Annotated in this window: 18 protein-coding genes and 1 tRNA gene; 11 read left to right on the plus strand and 8 right to left on the minus strand. The window is 55.6% G+C overall.

The window, feature by feature from the left end; genetic code table 11:
• The first annotated feature begins 40 nt into the window (after positions 1–40).
• The 4 genes from CAUR_RS09200 to CAUR_RS09215 all read left to right on the plus strand — a co-directional run bounded on the left by CAUR_RS09200 (position 41) and on the right by CAUR_RS09215 (position 2,693).
• Positions 41–253: a hypothetical protein gene (locus CAUR_RS09200; RefSeq protein WP_012257628.1), complete on the plus strand. Its 213-nt coding sequence runs from the start codon at positions 41–43 to the stop codon at positions 251–253.
• A 160-nt stretch (positions 254–413) separates the two neighbouring features.
• On the plus strand, positions 414–647 hold the full coding sequence (locus CAUR_RS09205; RefSeq protein WP_015909119.1) for an FmdB family zinc ribbon protein: 234 nt from the start codon (positions 414–416) through the stop codon (positions 645–647).
• A gap of 3 nt (positions 648–650) precedes the next feature.
• Positions 651–1,625 carry a sugar phosphate nucleotidyltransferase gene (locus tag CAUR_RS09210; protein WP_012257630.1) on the plus strand — a complete coding sequence of 325 codons (975 nt, stop codon included), beginning with the start codon at positions 651–653 and terminating at the stop codon, positions 1,623–1,625.
• Positions 1,626–1,631: 6 nt separating this feature from the next.
• A complete protein-coding gene (locus CAUR_RS09215; RefSeq protein ID WP_012257631.1) occupies positions 1,632–2,693 on the plus strand; it encodes a hypothetical protein in 1,062 nt (353 codons plus the stop codon).
• Positions 2,694–3,274: 581 nt separating this feature from the next.
• Here the strand turns inward: CAUR_RS09215 and CAUR_RS09220 are convergent.
• The 6 genes from CAUR_RS09220 to CAUR_RS09245 are packed head-to-tail and all read right to left on the minus strand — an operon-like array spanning position 3,275 to position 8,566.
• On the minus strand, positions 3,275–4,366 hold the full coding sequence (locus CAUR_RS09220; RefSeq protein WP_012257632.1) for a tRNA-queuosine alpha-mannosyltransferase domain-containing protein: 1,092 nt from the start codon (positions 4,364–4,366) through the stop codon (positions 3,275–3,277).
• Positions 4,367–4,400: 34 nt separating this feature from the next.
• Positions 4,401–5,096, minus strand: coding sequence for an LIM domain-containing protein (locus CAUR_RS09225; RefSeq protein WP_012257633.1), 696 nt, complete (start codon positions 5,094–5,096; stop codon positions 4,401–4,403).
• Positions 5,097–5,107: 11 nt separating this feature from the next.
• Positions 5,108–5,776, minus strand: a complete 669-nt coding sequence (locus tag CAUR_RS09230; protein ID WP_012257634.1) for an alpha/beta hydrolase — start codon at positions 5,774–5,776, stop codon at positions 5,108–5,110.
• Positions 5,773–6,342 (minus strand): LysM peptidoglycan-binding domain-containing protein, encoded by a 570-nt coding sequence (locus CAUR_RS09235; RefSeq protein WP_012257635.1) that lies wholly within the window; start codon positions 6,340–6,342, stop codon positions 5,773–5,775. Before CAUR_RS09235 ends, CAUR_RS09230 begins: the two co-directional genes overlap by 4 nt.
• Positions 6,343–6,386: 44 nt before the next feature.
• Positions 6,387–7,784, minus strand: coding sequence for an LCP family protein (locus CAUR_RS09240; RefSeq protein WP_012257636.1), 1,398 nt, complete (start codon positions 7,782–7,784; stop codon positions 6,387–6,389).
• Positions 7,785–7,801: 17 nt separating this feature from the next.
• The gene (locus CAUR_RS09245; protein WP_015909121.1) at positions 7,802–8,566 is read right to left on the minus strand and encodes a PP2C family protein-serine/threonine phosphatase; all 765 of its coding nucleotides are present in this window, start codon (positions 8,564–8,566) and stop codon (positions 7,802–7,804) included.
• Between the two features lie 185 nt (positions 8,567–8,751).
• On the opposite strand from CAUR_RS09245, the gene CAUR_RS09250 reads away from it, so the two are divergent.
• The 7 genes from CAUR_RS09250 (at position 8,752) to carB (ending at position 20,380) form a co-directional block, all read left to right on the plus strand.
• Positions 8,752–10,248 (plus strand): aldehyde dehydrogenase family protein, encoded by a 1,497-nt coding sequence (locus tag CAUR_RS09250; protein WP_012257638.1) that lies wholly within the window; start codon positions 8,752–8,754, stop codon positions 10,246–10,248.
• Between the two features lie 706 nt (positions 10,249–10,954).
• A complete protein-coding gene (locus tag CAUR_RS09255; RefSeq protein WP_015909122.1) occupies positions 10,955–12,007 on the plus strand; it encodes an ABC transporter substrate-binding protein in 1,053 nt (350 codons plus the stop codon).
• Between the two features lie 115 nt (positions 12,008–12,122).
• Positions 12,123–13,064 carry a polyamine ABC transporter substrate-binding protein gene (locus CAUR_RS09260; protein WP_242605110.1) on the plus strand — a complete coding sequence of 314 codons (942 nt, stop codon included), beginning with the start codon at positions 12,123–12,125 and terminating at the stop codon, positions 13,062–13,064.
• A 90-nt stretch (positions 13,065–13,154) separates the two neighbouring features.
• Positions 13,155–15,821 (plus strand): response regulator, encoded by a 2,667-nt coding sequence (locus tag CAUR_RS09265; protein WP_242605111.1) that lies wholly within the window; start codon positions 13,155–13,157, stop codon positions 15,819–15,821.
• A gap of 34 nt (positions 15,822–15,855) precedes the next feature.
• Entirely contained in the window at positions 15,856–16,230 is a 375-nt protein-coding gene (locus CAUR_RS09270; protein WP_012257642.1) for a response regulator, read from the plus strand.
• A gap of 261 nt (positions 16,231–16,491) precedes the next feature.
• A tRNA-Ser gene (locus CAUR_RS09275) sits at positions 16,492–16,582 on the plus strand.
• Positions 16,583–17,086: 504 nt separating this feature from the next.
• Positions 17,087–20,380, plus strand: coding sequence for a carbamoyl-phosphate synthase large subunit (gene carB / locus CAUR_RS09280; RefSeq protein WP_012257643.1), 3,294 nt, complete (start codon positions 17,087–17,089; stop codon positions 20,378–20,380).
• Positions 20,381–21,468: 1,088 nt separating this feature from the next.
• Here carB and CAUR_RS09285 read toward each other — a convergent pair.
• Together CAUR_RS09285 and CAUR_RS09290 are read right to left on the minus strand one after the other, a co-directional pair.
• Positions 21,469–23,286 (minus strand): ABC transporter ATP-binding protein, encoded by a 1,818-nt coding sequence (locus CAUR_RS09285; RefSeq protein ID WP_012257644.1) that lies wholly within the window; start codon positions 23,284–23,286, stop codon positions 21,469–21,471.
• A 1-nt stretch (position 23,287) separates the two neighbouring features.
• A complete protein-coding gene (locus CAUR_RS09290; RefSeq protein ID WP_012257645.1) occupies positions 23,288–25,105 on the minus strand; it encodes an ABC transporter ATP-binding protein in 1,818 nt (605 codons plus the stop codon).
• Between the last annotated feature and the right edge of the window lie 14 nt (positions 25,106–25,119).

Here is a 25,119-nt window from a genome sequence, read left to right on the forward strand (position 1 = left end):
TGCTTTAGCAAGCGCACCCCCTTGCTCAACGGAGCTATCCATGAACTGCTGGCATTGTAACCGTCCGGCCCATGGCACGTGTATCTTCTGCGGTCGTGCGATTTGTCGCGATCACGCTCAGGAAATGCCGCATATCGTTGCCCTCTTCGCCGACCGCAAAGGGGGACACAAAGCAATCGTCACAGCGCGTGCCCTCTTCTGTGGTCTGTGCGAACCTCGCGAAGATCCGATTGAACTGCCTGAATTGCGTTAGATGCTGCTTAAGAATCAGCATCGGCAATTCATCGCGAAGATTTGCGTAAAGTTATCGTGAAGATAAGTAAACCGTTATCCCATGGCCATGATCAGCGTGGTATAATGCGGGTGGGCCATGTCCGCCCCAATCCTTTCCCCTGACGTCATGAGGTGAACCTATGCCAATGTACGAATATGGCTGTCTGGACTGTGCGCGCCAGTTTGAACGGCTCCTGCCGATGAATGCGACCGATCAGCAGATTGTTTGTCCATTTTGCCAGAGCACCCATGTCCGGCGTCGGCTCTCTGTGTTCGCGACGCAGAGCCGCGGTGATGCAGCCGTTGCGGCGACGACGACGACAACTGGTGGCGGGTGCGGTTGCAGTGGCTGTAGTTGTGGCTCAAGGAGCTAAAGTATGCGCGTTATGATCCTGACAGCCGGCCTCGGTACTCGCCTGCGCCCACATACCTTTGTGCGTCCCAAGCCATTGGTGAGTGTTGCCGGAAAGACGGTGTTGGCTCACATTATCGATTATCTGGCCCCCCTTCAGATCGACGAACTGATCTGTGTGGTTGGTTATCTGGGTAACCAGATCGAAGAGTTTATGCGGGCCAACTACACCTATCCAATGCGCTTCCTTGAACAGAAGGTAATGCGCGGGCAGGCCGATGCTATTGCTCTCGCCCGCGAGCTGACCGGGCCGCTGCTGGTGGTGTTCGGCGACGGGTTGCTGGAGTTTGATATTGAACAGCTCAATCAGCATCCCAATTACGGCATTATCTACTGCAAGGAAGTTGACGATCCGCGCCGTTTCGGTGTTGTGGTGGTCGAACAAGGCCGTATCGTGCGGCTGGTGGAGAAGCCGAGTGAGCCGATTTCCAATCTGGCTGTGGCCGGTATCTATTATGTACCAGAGGCTGCCCGGCTGATGTCAGCGATCGACTACATTATGCAGAACAACATTCAAACCAAGGGCGAGTTCTATCTGGCAGATGCTCTTCAGGTAATGATCGACCGCGGTGAGGAATTACGTGCTGAAACGGTGCGAACCTGGTACGATTGCGGTACGATAGAGGCATTACTCGATACCAATCGTTATCTGCTCGATCACGGGCACAATCAGGCTGCTGAGTATCCCAATGCCGTTATTGTGCCGCCGGTGAATATTGCTCCGACAGCAGTCATCGAACATGCAGTCATTGGCCCGTATGTCTCGATTGCTGATGGTGCCGTCGTGCGGCATGCGATTGTCCGCGACTCGATTATTAACGCAGGCGCACAAATTCAGTCGGTTATTCTCAATCGCAGCCTGATCGGTGACCGTGCTTCCGTTAATGGTGTCAGTCAGGAGTTAAACGTCGGCGATTTATCTGATATTCGTTTCAGGTGAACAACTATGATTGCTTACAACTTCCATGCTGCAAGCAATGGCGCTCGCGGCGAGGCCGAGGATGGCCGTTGGGAGTTGGCTTCGCCTGGTAACAGGCATATGCCAGCAATAGCCACTGCTGATCACGCTCCATCCTTAAGTGCTGAACAAGAGATCATTCGTCGTCTTACGGTTGCTGCCAGTCCTGCAGAAACACGCCTCTTAACCGCAGTCTACGTCTCACTCAAGACCTATCCGTGCGCGGTACTCAGTGGCAGGGCTGGAGCTGGTAAGGCAGTGTTGGTTCAGCATCTGGCCGCGGCCATTATTGGCCACACCCCCGGCCAGTTGATCCGTATCGGTTCGTCACACTGGGCCAACCACAGCGGTCAGCGTGAATACTACCGCGATCTGCACACCCGCTTTGGTGATAGTCAGTTGAATGAAGTACTCAGTGAAGCCCAATCACCGCAGGGCGCGGGGAAGCTGTACCTCGTTTTATTTGATGGCCTGGCCCCTGATGAACTCTTCCACTATCTGCACAAACGTCTGCAACTCTTGCCGGTGTCCACGCCCCCAGTAGCACCGACCGCTCCGCCGCCAGCTAATGTCTGGTTCATTGCAACCTTCCACCAGTCGCATCGGCTGTCGGTTCGTGATGCGCAAGTGCTGGCTCACGCGCATCAGATCAACGTTACTGCCTATCGCCGCTCGCTCCCATCACTTCCCCCGCCGCCGGTTGGCTTACAGCGCGCCGTGATCCGTGACTCCTTGCACGATGTCGTCGCAGCTCGTGATCGCTTGCGTACCGTGTTTGGCAGCACGCAGTTGCCTCAGCTCAGTCCTTCCGCGCACATTGCCGGCTTTCTGCGCTGGTATGGGCTGACGCCCGATACCACTCTCGATAGCGATATGTGGCTGTTCCTGGCTAACAGTTTCGACCGCCACGGCTATGGCTTGTTTGATACCGATGTGTATCGCAATCTTCAAATTGCTTATGATCTGCGGATGGTGCAACGCATTATGGCCCAGCTCGACCCGGCGAACGCAGCACTGCGGCCTGAACTGGCCCGAGCGGTTGGATGTTAGGCAGAGTGATTAACGACAGATGAGGTTGCTTGATGCAGCTTATGGCCCAGCTCGACCAGGCGAACGCAGCACTGCGGCCTGAGCTGGCCCGGGCGGTTGGATGTCAGGCAGAGTGATTAACGACGGATGAGGTTGCTTGATGCAGCTTATGGCCCAGCTCGACCCGGCGAACGCAGCACTGCGGCCTGAACTGGCCCGGGCGGTTGGATGTCAGGCAGAGTGATTAACGACGGATGAGGTTGCTTGATGCAGCTTATGGCCCAGCTCGACCCGGCGAACGCAGCACTGCGGCCTGAACTGGCCCGGGCGGTTGGATGTCAGGCAGAGTGATTAACGACAGATGAGGTTGCTTGATGCAGCGTGAGGGGCGCATGACCGTGCGCCCCTCCTCTATGCACTGCCGGGGAATGGTGATGGCATACCACATCGTGTATAAAACCTGCCGCAACGTTGGCAGTGCGGCGTTAGCACGGCACACCGGCAGCAAGATGCAAGATCACGCTTGCCATCTGAACAGTGTATCATGACGCCATCTGTGACAGAATACATCTGCTGACAGAGCCAGCCTGAACCTCTACACCTCACCGCACCAGTGCCGCCAGTGTTGCATCATACTGCGCAACCAGGCTTTCCCAGCGGTAAGGGCGGGCCACTGCCGACCAATCGTAGCGCGTCAGCCGTGGCAGGTCGCCGATCAATCGCGCAAGTGCGTTCGGCAAATCGGCATCGTCTGCGTAAAGACAGTCGGCGTGCCATTCCGGCGGAATCAGATCAGGGTAGTTGAGCCGTGCCGGCAAAAGTGGCACACAACCACAGGCGATTGCTTCAAGGATCGCAATCCCAAAATATTCCTGAATCGCTGCCGACACAACAATATCGGCCTGACGTAATAATGCGAGGTATGTCTGGCGATCTCCGGCATAGCCCCAGTGAATGGTGTGATCTGCCCAGCGCCGGCGGGCAGCTATCAGATCAGGGGCAGTTGGATCAATATGCTCACCGGTCACAATCAGGCGAAATCGTACCCCACGCTCTGCCAGATATTCCAGAGCAGCCATTACAACGTGCGGCTGTTTATCATACTCCCAACGGGCATTCCAAAGGATAACCGGTGGTGCGGTTGGGTCACGCGGTTGCCGTGGCGGTAGCGGTGGCAGATCAAGACCGGGTGGTAACACCTGCGCTTTTGCCGCAATCTGCTCGACGGTCTGTAGTTCGTGGTAATCGTGATAGCGGCGGAGCATGCCCGGCAGCGCCGCCAGCCAGTCTCGCCGATGAAAAGCGGAATTGAACAACACGGTATCGGCTACCAGAGCACTGGTGAAATTGATCCAGGCAAATGTGTAGTCGCGCTTGCGCTCTGGCGGGATGGGATACGTAAGCTGGTTTTCGTGAAAATAGAGTGCTACCGGAATGTGCCCCAATTGGCGATAGGTCAACGCCCGAAAGGTCGCCAGATCGAGCATATCAGTGGCAACGATGACATCAGGCCATTCAGACAAATCGGCTACCAGGCGAGCCAGGGTCACTGCCCCGCCGCGCATTCGCCAGCGCCATCCGCCGGCCTGACTGAGGGTGATGAGTCTGACGCGGTGGGTGCTATGGGCAGCATAGCCGCTTGCTACTGCTGCGTGTGACCCACCATGAAATGGATCAAGCCACCAGATCAACATGTCCCGGTATCTCAGTGAGTCCTGGCGAAGGTTGTCACTCAATATCCACCCGCATCATATAGCGATTCACGCCTTCGATACCTAATTGAGCCTCAAGCTGAAGGAGATAGCGCAGCGGTTCGTGATACGGGTGATTTTCATCGAGCATCCGTGCTGCCGCTTTGTGGCTGCCAAGCTGCAAGAGGTGCTGATAGGCCACCCATTCGGCATGCCCTTCCCGCAAGAACTCGTTGCGCAGCAGGGGGCAATGCTCGGCTTGCCAGGCATGGGCATATTCATGAGCTGCTGTGATGCGGAAGATGAGTGTCGGCAGGCCATACAGCAGATAGATCACACGCACATGATTCTGGCGGCGGTATAAGCCGAGAGTATCCTGTCCAGGTGGAGTTGGACCACGCAAACGGGCCATTGTTGGTGCATCAACCAGCCGGAACGCCACCCCCACATGAAGCCGTAATCCCATGCCTTCAGCCAGCATACCCGCAGTTTGTTGAAACAAGTGTTGAGCCTGTACCGGATCGTAAATCGCGACCGCGTGGCAGGCATCGCATTGCTGGCGGCCATCGTGCAGTTTCCAGAAGTGGTTCCCCAGCGGTGCGCCACAAGTGCTGCATCGTGGCCGCGTCGCAATACATTGAGGGCAAAACCGTTCTGGCCGGTTGATCAAGACATAATAACTACCAGTAAGCGGCTGTCCACAACTGGCACAATGCACATGATCAGCGGCCATAGCCTACCTGCCTACGCGAGATCGTGCGGTGGCGGGGCGTCGAGCTGTTCGGCCAACCAGTGCTGCATCAGGCTCAAGCCATTTGGATGCAGACTGTGTCCTACCGGGTCTTCATGATAGCGATGGCGTGGTGCGTATTGGGCCAGCACATCACGGGTCGCTCGTGCCTGTTCAACCGGAATGACTTCATCGTAGGTGCCGTGCAATTGCAAGATCGGCAGACGGGCAATGCCGGCAGCGGGTGGTTGTGTGGTCAGGGCCGGATCAAGGTAGCCGTTCGCTGCAATCACGCCGGCCAGGTGTTCGGGAATGCGCCAGGCCAGCGCCATACTGAGAATCGCCCCCTGGCTAAAGCCGAACAGATAGGTTCGCCGCGGATCAGTTCCGATCCGGCCAGGCAATTCGCTGACAAACTTGATCAGCAACTCGATGGCCTGCGCCCGACCCACCGGATCGGGAACGAGCCGACCGGGTGTACCACTTAGCTCATACCAGGCAAAGCCGCCCCACGGCAACGCAATCGGTGCCCGGGCACTCACGATATGCATCCGGTCGTCAATCAGATCGGCAAGCTCGAAGAGATCGCGTTCGTGACTCCCGAAACCGTGCAGCATCAGTAACAACGGTGCCGGTCCGCTCTCGATAATTGGCCTGCGTTCAATAGTACGAATTGTTGTCATGGAATCACCAGTTCCTGTCCAACTTGCAGGTTATCCCCCTGGGCTGGAGTGAGATTATTGGCTTGCAAGAGTGCCTCAATTGTAACCCCAAATTGCTCAGCAATCGTCCGCAATGTATCACCGGCCTGCACCGTGTACCGTCGTGGGCCACTTTCCGTTGGGGCGAGGGTAGGTGTCGGTTCCGGTGTTGGTTCAACGGTTGGCGTTGGTTCAGACGTTGGAGATGGTTCTGGTGTTGCGGTTGCCGTTATCGTGACCGTTGGCCGTGGTGTCAGGGTTGGTAACACCGGCAATGTTGGCATTATCAATGGTTCTTCACTCATTGTATCAACGACCGGCGGCACCCACGCCGGGAGGATCGTTAGATCGCCGATCCGTAGTGGCGGTAACGGGTTGCGGGCGATAGTCAACAGGGCAACGGCTGCCATCACAAGGATGGTCGTCATCCCGGCGGCGATGCCGATGCTACCAATCAAGTGCTGCACCATTCGCAACACGAGGGCGCCGACCAGTGGTGCCAGCAAGATAAAGAGGAGTAAGAGCCAGAGTGTCGTTTCAGTCAGCATATAATATGCTCAATCCCAGGTCATTGCTTGACAAGAACGTACTGTTATGGTGCCATTGCCCAGGCTGGATCGTAATCCTGTCCGATCAACAACACAATATCCGCTCCCAATGGTTGCGGGGGCGCATCGTCTGGTGGTGAGGCAAAGACCTGGCTGGCCGGTAACCCAAGATGCCCGGCAAGACGGGCCAGTGTCGCCGGTTTACCGGTATAGTCGATCAGAATGGTTGTTTCTCGCCGATCCGTGTTAGCCGCCGGAAGGGTCTGAAAATTGGCGTTAGCAAGTGCCCGACTAATCCGGGCTGCCAATCCATTCACCGGCGTGCCATTCAACACCTGTATCCGCGCCTGTTCAGCATTGATCCGTGGCCCGGCCCGCAATCGTTCGACCATCGCTGCTACATCCCGGCGGTTCCAGTAGATGTCTGAACCAATTTCAGCGACAATCGCCACTTCGCGTGGGTTGATACTGAAGGTAGCGATACGCTGACTGTCAATCGTCTGGGCCAGCGTCATCAGTTCACGCAGGGCCGCTGGATCATCGATAGGCAGCGTCGTCTTCACACTACGCCGGGCTTCGTCAATCAATGCTGTTAACAAGCTGGCCTGTTCAAACACTCCACGCGTGCGGACGGTTTCCAGCACGGCGCGCAACAGCATCTGCTGCCGTCGGGCGCGCTCGAAGTCGCTCGATCCGTGGCGTGACCGTGCATACTTCAGCGCTGTCTCACCATTGATCACCTGTAAACCGGCAGGAATGAAGATCCGTTCGTAGCCGTAATCTGCGGTTGGAAAACTACTATCGAGCACCGGGTACGGAACATCAATTACTACCCCACCGAGTTTATCAATGAAGCGCTCGAAACCGGCAAAATCAATCTGAGCAACATAATCAACCGGGATGTTCAGGAACTGAGCCACCGTTTCGGCGGTCAGCGCTGCCCCGGCGGCTGCCGGATCGGCATCTGCGCCGTAGAGTTCGGTCGCGTGCTGATAACCATAACTATACGCGACGTTGATCTTCTGCTCACCCAGGCCGGGAATTGTGGCAACCGTATCGCGTGGGATCGAGAGCAAACTGGCCCAACGTTCTGTCGGATGCACGTAAGCCAGGATCAGGGTATCGCTGCGAACGCCTTCGCTGCCATCAGGGCGACGATCAACTCCCAGCAATAATACGGTAAACGGCTGACGAAACACTGCGTTCGTCGGCACCACTGTTCCGGCAGGTCGTAGATCGGGTTGCCGCATTCCGGCAACGGTTTGCCATAGCCAGCCGGCACCGGCCAGCGCCAGCAAGAGCAACAGCACGATACCACCTGTTACCCACAACCACCGCCACCGTCGTCGGCGCTGGGCACGCAGCAAGGCAACCCGCTCGCGTGCACTGCCCTGGGGCGATATGCGTCGCTGTTTTTGTTCAGTGCGCCGTGGTCGCTCCATCCCTATCTAACCTGTACCTACTCATCAACCATTTCCGGTTCATCGGGAGGTTCGTATTGACCGGTCGCAATAATCGGTGCACTGACCGTCATTCGTCGTAACCCAGGAACGCCACTGACCGGCAGAATGCCGAGCACCACAATGCTCATATCATCAACCGGCTGACCGTCGTCCAATTCAAGCGCCTGATTCATAATGCTATCAACCAGCGTTTGCGGATCGCGTCCCTCGTGCGCCGGCCAGGCTGCCAGATAGTTCGGGAGACCAAGGTCTTCGCCGCGTCGTTCACCTGCACGTAGTAAGCCGTCGGTAAACAGAACAACATAAGTATAGGCGGCAATTGGTATCTCGCTGATTTGCGGTCGTATCAGTGGATGTAAGCCAATCGGGGTTGACGGCGTATTAAAGCTGCGTAACTCTTGTGGCGTTATAACAAAGAATGGCGCTGGATTATTGCGCGTCACCAGAATCTTGGAGCTGGCGAAATCAACCGAAAGGATATTCAGCGTTGCTGATGCCTGGCCCATCCGATAGGTATAGAGATAATCGTGGACAGCCCGCGCTACCGCTCCATCACGAGCGCCATCTTTCAAGAGGGTAATTGCCCGCGTTGCAACCAGATGCGATAACGTCTTGGCACTTCGGCCATTCCCCTGCCCATCAACCAGCACAAACGAGAAGCCGCCACCCGGACGCTCTATCGTCTCGAGCGTATCACCACTCTCCCGATCTCCATAGCGGGGAACTTTGGCAACTGCGACACGCATTTCCAGATCGGCCATCACGCTCATCCCCTTTAGCTTGCACCTTATCCGTAACAGCATACCATAATTTGCCTCATGCTATAATCACCCTAAGAGCCTATCTGATAACGGTACCGCGGTAGATGAAGGTGGTGACCGCACTTATATTGGACAGGCTCTCACCGGTGTTCAGATGTTTGTTGTATGGTTGAAGGAGGACAAGGGTGTCCACACCACGTGTATTTCACAATTTGATTGGCGGCGAATTCGTGCCTGCGCAGAGCGGAAAGACCTTTGAGCGTCGTAATCCGGCGGATACCCGCGACGTGGTAGGCATCTTTGCCGATAGCGATGAGCGCGATGTGCACGCGGCTGTTGAAGCAGCCAAGGCGGCATTTCCCCAATGGAGCAAGGTACCGGCGCCTAAGCGCGGCGAGATTCTGCTCCGGGCAGCCGAACTCTTACAGGCGCGCAAAGAGCAGTACAGTCGCGACCTGACACGCGAAATGGGGAAACCGTTGTTTGAAGCCGGCGGCGATATTGTTGAAGCCATCGGGATGGCCCAATACGCCGGTAGCGAGGGGCGTCGGATGCATGGTGTGACGACCCCTTCCGAATTACCCAACAAGTTTCAGATGAGTATCCGGCAACCGATTGGGGTGGTGGGCCTGATTACGCCGTGGAACTTCCCGATGGCAATTGCATCCTGGAAGATGCTGCCGGCGATTGTCTGTGGCAACACAGTGGTCATTAAACCGGGAGAGGATGCCTCGGTCAGCACCTACAATCTGGTGCAATGTCTGATGGAAGCCGGCCTGCCCCCTGGCGTGGTCAATATCGTCACCGGATACGGGCCACGAGCCGGGCAACCACTGGTTGAACATCCCGATGTGCCGGTGATCTCGTTTACGGGTAGCACTGAAACCGGGCGGCTGGTGTACGAATTAGGAGCACGACGGATCAAACGGGTAAGCCTGGAGATGGGTGGGAAGAACCCGTTGATCGTGATGCCTGATGCCGATCTCGATCTGGCTCTCGATGGCGTATTGTGGGCCGCTTTTGGGACGACCGGCCAGCGCTGTACGGCAACCAGCCGTCTGATCGTCCATCGTGCCGTGGCTAAAGAGCTGGTCGAACGGATTGTAGCTCGTGCGCAATCCTTGCGGGTAGGTAACGGACTTGATCCGGCAACCGAAATGGGTCCGCTGGTCAACGAGAAGCAGTTGCAGCGTGTGCTGAACTACATTGACATCGGAAAGCAAGAGGGGGCAACGTTGTTGTGCGGCGGCTATCGCCTGACCGGTGGTGACTACGATTATGGCTACTTCATTGCGCCAACCGTATTTACCAACGTCACCTCCCAGATGCGAATTGCCCGCGAAGAGATCTTCGGGCCGGTACTGAGCGTGATCGAAGTTGATAGTCTCGATGAGGCTGTTGCCATTGCCAACGATGTCGCCTACGGCCTCAGTTCGGCGATCTACACCCGCGACATCAACGCCGCGTTCCGGGCAATGCAGGCGTTGCAGGCCGGGATTGTCTACATTAACGCACCAACGATTGGCGCCGAGATCCATCTGCCTTTTGGTGGTGTCAAAGCCACCGGCAATGGACACCGCGAAGCCGGCCCGACCATGCTCGATGTCTTCTCCGAATGGAAGAGTGTGTACATCGATTACAGTGGTGCCTTGCAACGGGCGCAGATTGACAATGCCGATTAACAGTCATTGCGGCGCCTGAACGACAGGTTTACACAAACTATCAAAGATAATACTACGTATACGGAAACATTTCCGCGGCGACGCATGCGTCGCCGCTATTTTTGTTAGAACTTATGCCATAAAAGCGGTACTGTCGCTACCTGGCCATCGCACAGGCGTATGAATGTTTGTTAATCACCAACGATAGTCTATCCTGCTCCCAGGCTGCCGGTATGTCAGCGAGAAGGGCTGACGACCATCTCCAGTGCCATCACTCATTGGATTGGTTGCCTTACCCATTTGTTATAAGCTTGTCGCAGCGTTTGGAGTGCGGCAGCCATGCTGCCGCACCAGCCGTGCGCACGATCCGGCGCGTGGCATGCTGTTGACCATACTGCTCACGAGGATACTGGATGTACTCGTTGCGCTCATAGAGTCGGACAGGACTGAATGAGATACTTTTGAGATAGGTTCTACTGTGAGCGAAACCTGGTATATGTTTTAAGCGTGCGGATTCGTATGTAGATTTTTAACAATTTTTCGCGACGAATATAATGAAGTTAGTGACAGATAGGGTCGCTACATAGTAGCTGTGTACTGGAGATGAATAATTTTTTGCAAAAATAATTTTTACAGCAACATCTGTTGCTGGTAACATTGTGGTAATGCCAGGACGGTATATATCGAATGTATATGCAGTCGTCACGTGGGGAAAGTTCATACCGCTATGCGAATACTGTTTATCATGGCGAGCCTGTTGCTCGCGGCGTGCTCGCCTGGGGCTATCATCAACCCGGTCTCAACTCCTCCCAAACTGACGGTGACCGGTTGGGTTGGGTATATGCCTCAAGCCATCATTGATGCATTCAGTGCTGAGACTGGAGTGAGCGTCGAATATATTGGATACGACACACCCGAAGAGGCATTGATCGCCCTGGAACAGGGTGCTAACTACGATTTGATGATCATGGTCAATTCCTTAGTACCCGATCTGATTGCTGCCGGTAAACTTGCCCCCTTAAACTACGCGAACATTCCCAATGCCCGCAATATCAGCCCTAGCTTTCGCGATCTGATCTTTGATCCTGGGGGACGCCATTCAATCGTCTATCAGTGGGGCACAACTGGCTTACTGGTACGTACCGATCTGGTTGAACAACCAATCACACGCTGGGCCGATCTGTGGAAACCAGACCTCGCAGGGAAGATCGTGCTCTGGCCAATTCCCCGCGATACCATCAATGTGTTATTAAAGTCGCTTGGCTATTCGATCAACACTACTGATCCCGGCCAACTTGCTGTAGCTCGTGAACGGGCTGCCGAACTGGCTCACCGGGTAACCCTGACCCAGGAAGGTGATGAGGTTGTGACGCCCTATCTCCTGTCTGACGAGCACGTGGTTGCGCTCGGTTGGACGTATGACGCATTTGATGCTCAGGCGCAGAACGAGAATATCGCATACATCATACCTGCTGAGGGTACCATTCTCTGGTTTGACAACTTTGTCATTCCGACCACCAGCTCAAACAGGGCATTGGCCGAACGCTTTATCGATTTTGTGTTACGACCCGAGATGAGTGCACTTGTAACGAACGAACTGGCGGTAGCAACCGGTAACGAAGTAGCCTATCCACTGATTGATCCTGCTCTCCGTAACAACCCGGCTATTTTTCCATCCGGTGATGTCTTACAGAACGCTGAAATAGAATTGTCACTTGACCCGACAACACAAGCAATACATAATGAAATATACGCAGCCTTCATATCAGCAAAACCGTAAATGTATGATACGACCACTAACACTATGTTTGTTGTTACTCACGTTGGTTGCCTGTAGCACATCAGCACCTGCGCCTGTAGCAGACAGATTGGTCATTACGGGTTGGGCCGGCTATATGCCGCAGGCGATTCTGGATGCCTTCCAGGCTGAGACTGGGGTTACGGTTGAGTACCGTATCTATGAAGAACAGCCCGCTGCTATCGAGCAAATGCGGGCCGGCGCCGATTACGACCTGGTGGTCATGGGGAGTTTTTTTGTACCGCAACTGATCAAGGATGGTCTGCTTGCACCGATTGATTATCGTCAGATTCCCAAATTCCGCTATGTCAGTGCGAATTTTCGCGATCTGAGTTACGACCCCGGCGGGAAACATTCAATTGTCTATCAGTGGGGGGTTGGAGGATTGGTGGTACGGCCTGATTTACTTGAGCGACCGGTGACGCGCTGGGCCGATCTGTGGGATCCGTCTTTGGACGGTAAGATTGCCATGTGGGTGACAGAAGATGACTTGTTTGCCATTGCCCTCAAATCAATCGGCCAACCCCTGGGTACGACCGATCCGGCAGTACTAGACCAGGCTGCCGAACGCATTCGTGAACTACTCCCTCGGATTGTTGCCCTCGATCCCACGATGCCTAATGCCGCAACATTGTTGGCTGACGGCACCTATCCGATTGTGTATGGCTGGGCGTTTGATGCACTGGAAGCACAGTCGCTCAATCCGGCGGTTGAGTTTGTATTGCCGGAAGAAGGGGCCATACTCTGGATCGATACATTTGTTGTACCGGCCAGTAGCACTCGCAAGTCACTGGCGTGGCAGTTTATCGATTTTGTCTTGCGTCCAGAAATGAGTGCCCTGATTACCAACGAGATCTTTGTTGCTACTGCGAATGAATTTGCGTCGCAATTCATCGATCCAGCATTGCGTGATCATCCCTGGGTCTTTCCCAGTGGAACCGATCTGATGAACGCCGAATATCTGGAAGAACTACCACCGGACATCCTCTCTTATCGCCATCAACTCTGGCAAGAATTAGAGAGTATCACTACGAGGTGATCTGTGCACTCCCTGCGTCGTCGCCTACATCACTTGTTTACTCACTTTAACACCAGCTTGCAAGCCAAACTGGTGCTCTTTACGAGCCTCATGCTAACGGCAATTCTCCTGATCGCCGCTTACGGTGTCTTTCTGTTTATCGAGTCGATTGAACAAGAGGGATGGGCGGGACGTCAACGCGAAGCGGCGCAGAATGCGGTGCGTACCATTGATGATTTTTTGCTGCGGGTTGAAGATACGCTGGTACTGCTCGGTTCCCTCTCGGCTGAACAGATCCACCAGTCGCCCGACCTGGCTCCAGAGCTTCTCAACCGGATACCGGCGTGGGTGGAAATTGTTCGTGTCGATCCAGATGGTCAGGTTATTGCCTCAGCGACACGTGATCGCGCACTGCTGGCTGACCTCGTCACCATACCACTCTCCAACTGGTTTCGCGAGGCACGCAGCGGTAAGAGTTATCTTGGCCCTCTCTACATCACTGCCGATAGCGAACCCTATCTTATTATGGCAGTACCGGCCAGTGATGGTGGTGTCGTTGCCAGTCGATTGCGGGCAAATTTGCTCTGGGAAACGGTGGCAGCAATTCGATTTGGGCGTACCGGCAATGCGTACATTGTCGATGAATATGGCACCATCATCGCACATCCTAATCCGCAGCTTGCCCTCTCGTATACATCGATTAGTGAGCGCCCTGAATTTCGTAGCTTTCCCCCCGATGGCGAGCAACGCTTTTACATTAATCTCTTCGGTGAGGAGACGCTTGGGGTAGCACTTGCTATCCCCGGCACGCCATGGCGGCTATTCGCCGAAATTCCTGAAGCAGAAGCCACCGAGTTGTCAACCCAGGCTGGTATTACCTTTACATTCAGCCTGATAATCTTTGGCGTCGTTATGGTGCTCGCCGTCAACTACCTGCTCAACCGCTTTGTTTTTCGCACTTTGGAGGAGTTACAGCAGGGGGCTGAACGGATCGGAAGTGGTGATTTATCACACCCCTTACCTGTACCACCTGAACAAGAACTGGCTCAGGTTGCTCAATCCTTCAACACCATGATGCATCAGTTACGCACGCGCAATACGGAGATTGCCCGTCAGACGGCAAATTTGAAAGCTGAAATTCAGGAGCGTCGTCGGGTCGAACAAGAATTGATCAAAGCCCGTGACGCTGCCGAGGCGGCATCACGCGCCAAGAGCACGTTCCTTGCCACGATGAGCCATGAGTTGCGTACCCCATTGACGGCAATTATTGGCTATAGTCAGCTTCTGGAACAACTGGTGAGCAAAGGGATATACGATACAGTAGCGCACGATGTTGGGCGTATTCGGGCAGCCGGTACGCATCTGCTTGCCCTTATTAATGATATCCTCGACATCTCGAAGATCGAGGCCGGTCGGATGACGGTGAGTGTCGAGTATGCGGATGTGGCCGATCTGGTGCGATCTGCCGTGAATACGATCATTCCCCAAATCGAGAAGAATCGCAATCGGCTCCATGTCCATTGTCCGCCGGACATAGGCATTCTGAACAGCGACGCAACAAAAGTGCGTCAGGCTCTGATTAATCTGCTAAGTAATGCAGCCAAGTTTACCGAAGACGGTGAGGTCACTCTGACTGTCAGCCGGTATCAAAAGGATCATCAAACCTGGTTCCGTTTTGTCGTTGCCGATACCGGTATCGGCATTCCGGCTGACAAGCATGATAAGTTATTCAAAGCATTTTCGCAGGTCGATGACTCGCCAACCCGTAAATACGGTGGCACTGGCCTGGGTCTGGCATTGAGCCAGCGGTTGTGTGAGCTTATCGGGGGCCGGATTACGATGGAGAGTGCCGTTGGGGTTGGTTCAACTTTTACGATGGAAATTCCTGAAATCCCTGGCGATCCTCTAACAACGTCTACATTGGATTTAGATGAACTGCCTTCTCAAATGACAAGTGAACAACCGGTTGCCATTGACGCATCGGTACCGGTGATGCCGGTGAGTAATGCCATCATTCTCGTCATTGATGATGATCCGACAGTCGGAACGATGATTCAGCGTCTCATGGCGGCAGGTGAGGCGTATGTTGTGACAGCGACAACCGGTGCAGAAGGCTTGCGTCTGGCAACCGATCTTGTTCCCGACCTGATTGTTCTCGATCTCAAACTACCCGATCTCCATGGGCTGGAAGTTCTGGCCCGCCTGCGCGACAATCCTGAACTAACCAACGTTCCGATAGTTGTATTGACTATCGATGAGCAATCACGGCGCAGTATTACCTTTCCCATTGCCGAGTATCTCGTTAAACCGGTCGCACTTGAAACGCTCCTGGAGGTGGTTAAACGCTATTGTCGACCCCAATCTACATCCTCTACTGACCATATCCTGCTGGTTGAAGACGATCAGAGGTTGGCTGAACTGCTGGAACGAACGTTACGCACTGCTGGCTGGTCGGTTGAAGTAACCTTTGATGGCGAGGCTGGTCTTGCCGCAGCTCTGGCTCGACCACCAGGATTAATTCTGTTAGACTACATGTTACCGAAACTCGATGGTTTGCAATTCCTTGCTCAGTTGCGCGCTGATCCGGTTGGTCAGACTATTCCGGTGATCTTGATGACTGCGCGTGACTTGTCTACCGCTGAACGGCAGCAACTGGCAGCAAGCGCGGATGCTATTCAGTATAAGGCTGAATTGGATATAGAGACGCTTATTACGCATATTCGCAACATGTTGACGCACGCTCGCTCAACTTCTGCTGATAGTACTATTTCGGGATAATCCCCTTACTATCACGGTGCTACCGGGTACACCTATGGCAAAGATTCTGATCGTCGAAGATGATAGCAATAACCGGGACTTGATCGCACGTATCGTTGAACTCATGGGACATCAGCCAATTCTGGCAATTGATGGGGCGCAGGGTGTTGCCCTGGCACGTAGTGAACAACCTGACTTGATCATCATGGATATGGGTCTACCAGTGCTCAATGGCTGGCAGGCAACTCACCGTATTAAGTCGCAACCGGCAACCAGGCACATCCCTGTCCTGGCCCTCACGGCATACGCGATGAATGAAGATCGGATACGGTCGTTGGTTGCAGGTTGTGATGATTTCGAGACCAAGCCGATTGATTTCAATCGCTTCCGTGAAAAGGTAGATGCATTACTTGCACGGCGGGTAGACTAGCGGCTGGTATGCTTGCCTGTGGTTGCCGTATATGGGTTCACCACAGAGGCACGGCGGGCACAGAGGTATATCGTGGTCGCCCCGTTTCCTGTACGATGGGGGCGCCATTATCGCACTATCATCACATCGCACAAGTTGACAAATACCGGATGCTATGGTATCTAAGTGAAATGCATGAGACCCGCTGCGACGGATCAGGCAGCCAATAATCATCAATACACCTGCAATGCTCCGCTCGAACAGGGTCTGTCTCACCGAAAAGGGCAGGTCGCATAGTTGGTCTAGTGCGCGGCACTGGAAATGCCGTACAGCGGCAACGCTGTCGTGGGTTCGAATCCCACCCTGCCCGCCATATCTTATGAGGAATACAGGGAACACAATCCAATGTGCTACCTGTATTTATTTTTACGGGTCATTGGAGAAGCCTTCCAACAACCATTCTCTCGCTTGTCCGACATCTGTACCACTGCTCCCCGATCCGCGTCACCGCTCACGCGCAAGCTCATCACGGATGGTTCAGCCTGATGGACCTGCTCTGTACGCATAGTGCCTCTGTGTTCCGCGCCTGATCGTGAGCACGGCTGGCGCGGCAGCCACGCTGCCGCACTCCAAACTCTGCGACACAGGAAACCCTGTCTGGCAATGGTATCTGCTCTGAAACGTAATCGCACCCCTCAATAAAGCATGTGCTACATCGCACAATGAATTATCGCAAGCTGGATCGTCTGATGACGATGTTTGTGTTGCTTTGTCACCCTTTTCGCCATTGTGCTACCATACCCGTCGATCTGCTGTATAATCAGTCAGCGTCGCCGGGGCGCGCGCATGTGTCCACCGCGGAGGAGTTTGAGAGAAGATGCCAAAGCGCACCGATTTACATACCATCCTGATCATCGGCTCTGGCCCAATTGTGATTGGTCAGGCCTGTGAGTTCGACTATTCCGGCACCCAGGCTTGTAAGGCGTTACGTGAAGAAGGGTATCGTGTCGTCCTGGTCAACTCGAATCCGGCTACAATCATGACCGATCCCGGCCTGGCCGATGCAACGTATATTGAACCTCTAACTGTTCCCAGCCTCGAGCGGATCATCGCCCGTGAACGACCAGATGCGATTCTGCCTACTGTTGGTGGGCAGACGGCGCTGAATCTGGCAGTGGCTCTCCACGAGGCCGGTATCCTGGAGAAGTATGGCGTAGAACTGATTGGCGCCTCTGTTGAAGCGGTACGTATCGCCGAAGATCGGCAACGCTTCAAGGACAAAATGATCGAGATTGGGTTACAGGTGCCACGTTCAGGGACGGCGACCACGCTTGAGGAAGCGTTAGCCATTGTGGCGCAAACCGGTTTTCCGGCCATTATTCGCCCATCGTTTACGCTGGGTGGTGAAGGTGGTGGCATTGCCTACAATATGGAGGAGTTCCGCACCATTGTTGAACGCGGACTCGATGCCTCTCCGGTATCACAGGTCTTGGTTGAAGAGAGCGTGCTGGGCTGGAAAGAGTTTGAGCTGGAGGTGATGCGCGACCGGAACGATAACGGCGTAATCATCTGTTCCATTGAGAACATCGACCCGATGGGTGTCCATACCGGTGATAGCATTACCGTTGCGCCGGCGATGACGCTCACCGACCGCGAGTATCAGCGCATGCGCGATATGGGGCTGGCGGTGCTGCGGGCGGTTGGTGTGGAAACCGGTGGCTCGAATGTGCAATTTGCTGTGTCGCCAACCGATGGGCGTATTTACGTGATTGAGATGAACCCTCGTGTGTCTCGCTCGTCGGCACTGGCCTCGAAAGCGACCGGGTTCCCCATCGCCAAGATCGCGGCCAAGCTGGCCGTTGGCTATACCCTTGATGAGCTGCCCAATGACATCACCCGCGAGACACCGGCGTCGTTTGAACCGACCCTCGACTATGTGGTGGTGAAGATTCCGCGGTTTACGTTCGAGAAGTTCCCCCAGGCCGATCAGACCCTCACCACGTCGATGAAATCGGTCGGTGAAGTGATGGCAATTGGGCGTACCTTCGCTGAAGCGTTCCAGAAAGCCTGGCGTTCGCTCGAACAGGGACGTGCCGGCTGGGGAGCAGATGGTCGCGATGCGATTGAGCCGGAACGGCTGCGCGAACGGTTGATTACCCCGCATCCTGATCGCATGTTTTACATCCGCTACGCCTTGCAGAGTGGGATGTCGGTTGAGCAAATTAGCAATCTGACTAAAATCGATCCGTGGTTTATCCGTCAGCTCGAACAGATTGTTAATCTGGAAGGACGTTTGCGGGCGTTCGATCTGGCAACCATCCCGCCCGATCTGCTCCGTCAGGCCAAACGGATGGGATTCAGCGATGCGCAACTGGCTCATCTCCTGCGCGTGCCTGCCGGCCCGCAGCGCTGGTCTGCCGAGTTGGCTGTTCGCCAACGCCGGCTAGAGTTGGGCATCCGGCCTACCTATCACCGGGTAGATACCTGCGCTGCTGAATTTCCGGCCTTTACCCCCTATCTCTACTCATCGTATGAGAGTGAAGACGAGGCCGAACCGACTGATCGCAAAAAGGTGATCATTCTCGGCTCCGGCCCCAATCGGATCGGCCAGGGGATCGAGTTCGACTACTGTTGTAGTCACGCCGTCTTTGGTCTGCGTGCCCTTGGCTATGAGACCATTATGGTCAACTGCAACCCGGAGACCGTTTCCACCGACTACGACACAGCAGATCGGCTCTATTTCGAGCCGCTCACGCTGGAGGATGTGCTTAACGTAGTCGATGTTGAACGTCCCGACGGCGTCATCATCCAGTTCGGTGGTCAGACACCGCTCAAACTGGCGCGGGCACTCGAAGCAGTTGGTGTACCCATCTGGGGTACCGCACCCGAAGCGATTGATCTGGCCGAGGATCGGGATCGCTTTGGGGCGTTGTTAAAGGAGTTGAATATTCCCGCACCTGAGCATGGCAGTGCTACCTCGTGGGAAGAGGCATTGACCGTCGCCCGTCGGATTGGGTATCCGGTCGTAGTACGTCCGAGCTATGTGCTCGGCGGACGGGCAATGGCAATCGTCTACGACGATGCCGCACTCGAACGCTACATGCGCGAGGCTGTCGCTGCCTCGCCGGAACATCCCGTCCTCATCGACCGTTTTCTTGAGGATGCCTTCGAGATGGATGTTGATGCCGTGTGTGATGGTCATACGGTCGTGATTGCCGGCATCATGGAACAGATTGAGCTGGCCGGTGTCCATTCCGGTGACAGTGCCTGTGTGATCCCCACATACATGGTGGCGGAAGAACACGTCGTGACCATGCGGCATTACACGGAACGGCTGGCGCAGGCGCTGGGTGTGGTCGGGCTGATGAACATCCAGTACGCGATGAAAGACGGGGTTGTCTACGTTCTGGAAGTCAATCCGCGTGCATCGCGCACTGTGCCCTTCGTCGCCAAGGCTACCGGTGTGCCGTGGGTGCAACTGGCCGTGCAGTGTGCAGCCGGTGCCCGGCTTAAGGTTGATCAGGATCAGGTGTATGTTACGCATCCCGTCCTGCCTGATTCACCCCGCTATCGCCTGGACGTCAGCAGTGAGCAACGCTTTCATGTCAAAGAGGTGGTGCTGCCGTGGTCGCGGTTTAGTGGCGTTGACACACTGCTCGGCCCTGAGATGAAGTCGACCGGTGAAGGGATGGGCAGCGGGGCGACCTTCGGGGAGGCATTCGCCAAAGCCCAGATGGCCTGTGGTAGCCACCTGCCGACGAGCGGTAACGCTTTCTTGAGTGTCAATGACCGTGATAAGGCGACATTGCTACCGATTGCCCGCGAACTGGCCGCACTCGGCTTCAATTTGCTGGCAACCAGTGGTACTGCTGCGTACCTTCAACAGCACGGCCTGAAGGTCACACCGATCTACAAGGTGAATGAGGGACGGCCAAATGCGGTCGATTACATCAAGAATGGCGAAATTGCGCTGATCGTCAACACCCCGCTCGGCAAAGTAAGCTTCTTCGACGAGGCGGCGATCCGGCGGGCAGCGATCACCTACGGCGTGCCGACGCTCACGACACTCTCTGGGGCGGCGGCGGCTGTGCAGGCTATTCAGGCGTTGCGGGCCGGGCAATGGACGCTCCAGTCATTGCAGGAACGGTCGGCGCTGGTGGTAGACGAATAATCTGGTAGGGGTCAGTTAAACGAGCAGTATCAAATCCTGACCGACACTGTGCCTCGTTCAGGTGGTCAGACCCGTGCTGGTGCGCTGTCGGTGTGTTCCCGGCGTATTGCTGGTGAGTCGGCACAGGTGCACGAACTGGTTTGCGTACTTTGCCAGCGTGAAGGGTGGCGAGGGTGTCATGGTGGTGCTGCATCCAGTGGTGGTATGCGACACGCCCCCACCCTCACCCGCCCCGCTCTATGCATTACCCACAACTGGTGTCAACCACGTGCGTATCAGCGGGTATGATCGCCATGGGTGCTGTTGTGGACGACTGGCACGGTGGCAGTGCGCCGCTCCAGCCGTGCCAGCACGTGCTGAATGGGTTGCCTTACACGCGCATCATGTGCGTGTCGCGCAGTTTGGCGTGCGGCAGCCATGCTGCCGCGCCAGCCGTGCTCACGATCCGGCGCGTGGTGGAGCGGTGCCCCGGATGGTCATAGCACGAACAAATAGCTGTATCTCGTTCCCATTCCGCACACCGGCAAGGATACCGCTTCCAGCCCGGATTGCCCTCGTATGGCGTGCGGCAGCCATGCTGCCGCGCCAGCCGTGCTCACCATCCGGCGCGTGGCATACCGTTCCCCATCCTGGTCACGGAGGTACTGGATGTGCTCGTGCCGATCATCGAGTCGGTCAGGCATGTATGCGATACCTGCGCGTAGACGTATTGTTGCACCAGGTTCGTGCCTGCACACCATCGGCCACGGTCAGCACCTGACAGCAGTGGAGAGGAATGCCTGCACGCAGGCTGGAAGCCTGCGCCACGGAGAGCGCTTGCTGCCCGGCCTAATGCAGCGTGACATGTGGGTAATGCATAGCCCGCCCCCGCTGGGGCGGGTGAGGGTGGAGCTGAATGGCTTCCGCTCAAGACCTAATATCCCGCCAACCTCGCGCTTGCCGCGTCTCTCGTGTGGCAATGTTAAACAGGAATATTCACGTCCATCCGTAGGGGCGGGTTGTGTAGGGGCGGGTTTAGAACCCGCCCCTACTTCTATTTCCTATCTCCTATCTCCTATTTCCTACCTTCTACTTCCTCCCCACCGGCACTACGCCGCATCCCTCCGCCCGGCGGCCTCAATATATTCGAGGCTCTGATGGCGAAAATAGGTGTTGTAAAGCTCAGCATAATGCCCGCCGGCAGCCAGCAACTGATCGTGGGTGCCCTGTTCGAGAATGGTGCCATGGCGGAGCACGATGATCCGATCCACCTCTCGCACAGTGCTTAGCCGGTGAGCGATAATGATCGCGGTACGTCCGCGCATTGCCTCGTCAAGCCCCTCCTGGATCAATGCCTCGGTGAGCGGGTCAATGCTGGCCGTCGCTTCATCGAGGATCAGAATCGCCGGGTCTTGCAATAAGACCCGCGCCAGGGCAACCAGTTGTCGTTGGCCCATACTCAGGCCACTGCCGCGCTCGCCTACCGGTGTGTCCAGTCCGGCTGGCAGGCTACTCAGCCAGTCGCCGTTGCCGACACGCTGTGCAGCAGCCATCACCGCCTCATCGTCAGCATCTGGTCGTCCGTAACGAATATTCTCGCGCACCGTACCGTCGAACAAGAAGGGGATTTGGGTCACCATCCCAAGCTGACTACGGTAGGCATTCAGATCGAGACGACGAATATCGTAGCCATCGATCTGAATCTGACCACCTTGAAATTCGTAGAAACGAGCAATCAGCTTGGCAATGCTACTCTTGCCCGAACCGGTGTGGCCCACCAGTGCTACCCGTTCACCCGGCTTGATATGCAGGTTGAACTGGCGCAATACCGGTTCACCCGGCTTGTACGCAAAATCGACCTCGCTAAACCTGATCTCGCCACGGAGACGTCCCGGATCAAGCCGGTCAACCTGCACTACTCGCGGTTCAGCGTCGATCAGGGCAAAGACCCGCTCGCCGGCTGCCAGACCGAGCTGAAACTGGCTCCAGAACGAAGCGATACTGGTCAGCGGAAACCAGAAGCTTTGCAGACCTTGAATGAACAGGAACCAGCTCCCGGTGGTGAGTTCACCGGCATACACTGCCTGTCCACCCAGATAGACCAGTAATGCTGTCCCAACTGCGGCCAGCAGATTGAGCAACGGAAAGATGCTGCTAAAGGTATAGCGCGTGCGGAGATTGATCCGTCGACTCTTCTGATTCACATCGAGGAAGTCAGCGTAGACGGCTTGCTCCTGGCGAAAAGTTTTGGCCACGCCAATACCACTCACCGTCTCTTGAATGTGGTTGCTGACTTCAGCATTGACCCGGCGCGATGCGGTGATGACCCGGCGGGCAATGGCGCGAAAAGCCAGCGCTGCGCTGATGATCAATGGGGCCAGTCCCAGCAATATCAGGGTCAATGACCAGCTTACACTGGCCAGATAACCGATTAGCACCACGACCAGCAAGAGCCGGCTGAGCAAATCCATCGTCAACGTCATCACCTGTGCGAACGCAGCGGTATCAGAGTTGACCCGACTGACAATCTTCCCGGATGGAAACTCATCGTAGAAGCTCAGATCACGGGCCAGGACAGCATCGGCAGCATCGCGGCGCATTGCCAGTACCACTTCACCAATCGCCCGTACCGACATCGTCTGGCGGATCAGGTTAAATACCCACGAGAGACAGGCAATCAGAGCCAGTGCACCGGCCAGGATACCCACCCGATCCAGCGATGTTGCCGTCTGTATCTCATCGATACTGCGCGAGATAAAGATCGGGATCAGCGCCTCGATCAGCGCCGTTGCACTGATCATAAGCGCTGCGGTGATGATGCGGGGCGCTTGTGGGCGAAAATAGCGCAGAATACGCCGCACCAGTTCACGATCACTGTATTTGCGGTCGTAACCCTCGGCGTCGAGGCCATCAAACAGAAAACCCATACTATGCAGCCCCTTCTGTTGAACGAACAAGATCGGTCAGCGTGGCGGTATGTTCGTAGCGCGCAAAGATACGACGATAGTGTGGTGATGTGCGTAACAGCTCTTCGTGAGTACCGGATGCCACCAGGCGCCCACCGTCGAGGACAAGGATTTGATCGGCCCACCGAATCTGGGCCAGGCGATGGGTAATCAGCAGTACGGTGCGGCCCTGTTGTGCCTGCCGAATCGCCCGTTGAATCTCGTCTTCAGTCGCGCTATCAATCGCGCTGGTGCTATCGTCGAGAATGAGAATGCGGGGATTGGCAAGGAAGGCGCGGGCGAGGGCAATGCGCTGGCGCTGACCACCAGACAAAGTGACGCCGCGTTCGCCGATCACTGTCTGGTAACCATGCGGCATGCGACTGATAAACTCGTGGGCCTGTGCTGCCCGTGCTGCTGCTTCGATTTGCTCCGGTGTGGCCTCTGGTGCGCCGAACGCAATATTCTCAGCGATAGTGCGCGAGAAGAGAAAAATATCCTGCTCGATTTTTCCGATCTGCGAACGCAGCGCATCGAGATTCCAGTCACGCACATCAACCCCGTCAATCAACACCCGTCCGGCAGTAGCGTCGTAGGTACGGTTAACGAGTTGGGTAAGCGCACTCTTCCCGCTGCCGGTCTGGCCGACGATGGCGACTGTCTGCCCGGCAGGAATATGGAACGAGATGTCGTGGAGCACCTGATGGGGTTCTTCACCAGGGTTGGCAGCAAAACTGAAGCTGACATGCTCAAAGGTGATTTCGCCACGCAGCGGTGCCCGATAGCCATCCGGGTTCTCATCGAGATCGGTTTCAGCGTTGATGATGGCGAGAATACGTCGCGCACCGGCCAATCCGGCCTGAAAGACCGAAAAGGCGAAGAGGGAAATAAACGTTGGAAAACGCAACACATTCATCAAGCCAATGACCGCGACCACCTGCCCCAGACCGATGTCACCTGTACTGTACAGCCAGAGGGCATGGAAGAATTGAGCACCCAAGGCAATGCCAAACAGCAACAACGGTAAATAGCGGGCCTCGATCCGACCCTGTTCAACAAATAGATCACGGAAGCGTTGGGCATTGCGGAGGTATTTCGAGCGTTCGAGTGCCTCGCGAGCGCTGGCCTTCACCACTTCAATACCGCTGATGGTCTCTTCCAGACCGGCATTCATCAGTCCATACTGCTCGCGCTGCTGCTGAATCACCGGCATCAGGCGGCGCAAGTAATGGCGCGCCGTGATGATATAACCGACCACAAAGATCAGTGGCACAACCATCAACCGTGGCTCGGTAAAGAAGATAAACGTTAGAGGGACGACAATCCCTAACACCGTTTCTGAAATCAGGGTTGCGCCGGGCACGATCATATTGGCCACCAGATTGGTATCGTCGGTGGCGCGGGCCATCAAATCACCGGCTCGTTGCCGATCATGAAACGCTTTACTCTTGGCGAGCAGGCTCTCGTAGAACTCCTGGCGCACATCAGCTTCGACCCGTGCTGCCACATTCTCGGCGGACAGACTTCCAATCAGTGCGCTGATACTGTCGGTAATCATCAACGCCAGCACTCCCAACGCCAGCGCAGTCAATGCAGCATAGTCAGGAGTGCCACTGAGCACATCAGCAGCACGCCCAATCACCGCCTGTGCTCCCGAATAGGAGGCCCATGCCGTGATGAAACAGAGATAAAACCCCAACACAAACGGCCAGTAACGAGCAGCATGCGAGAGGAGCCAACGCGCAACACTGCGTCGGTCATAAGAATAGGCAGAAGCCACAGAAAATTCACTACGCTGCACGAGGATTTGCTCCT

Source organism: Chloroflexus aurantiacus J-10-fl, assembly GCF_000018865.1.
In the GTDB taxonomy this organism is placed as follows: domain Bacteria; phylum Chloroflexota; class Chloroflexia; order Chloroflexales; family Chloroflexaceae; genus Chloroflexus; species Chloroflexus aurantiacus.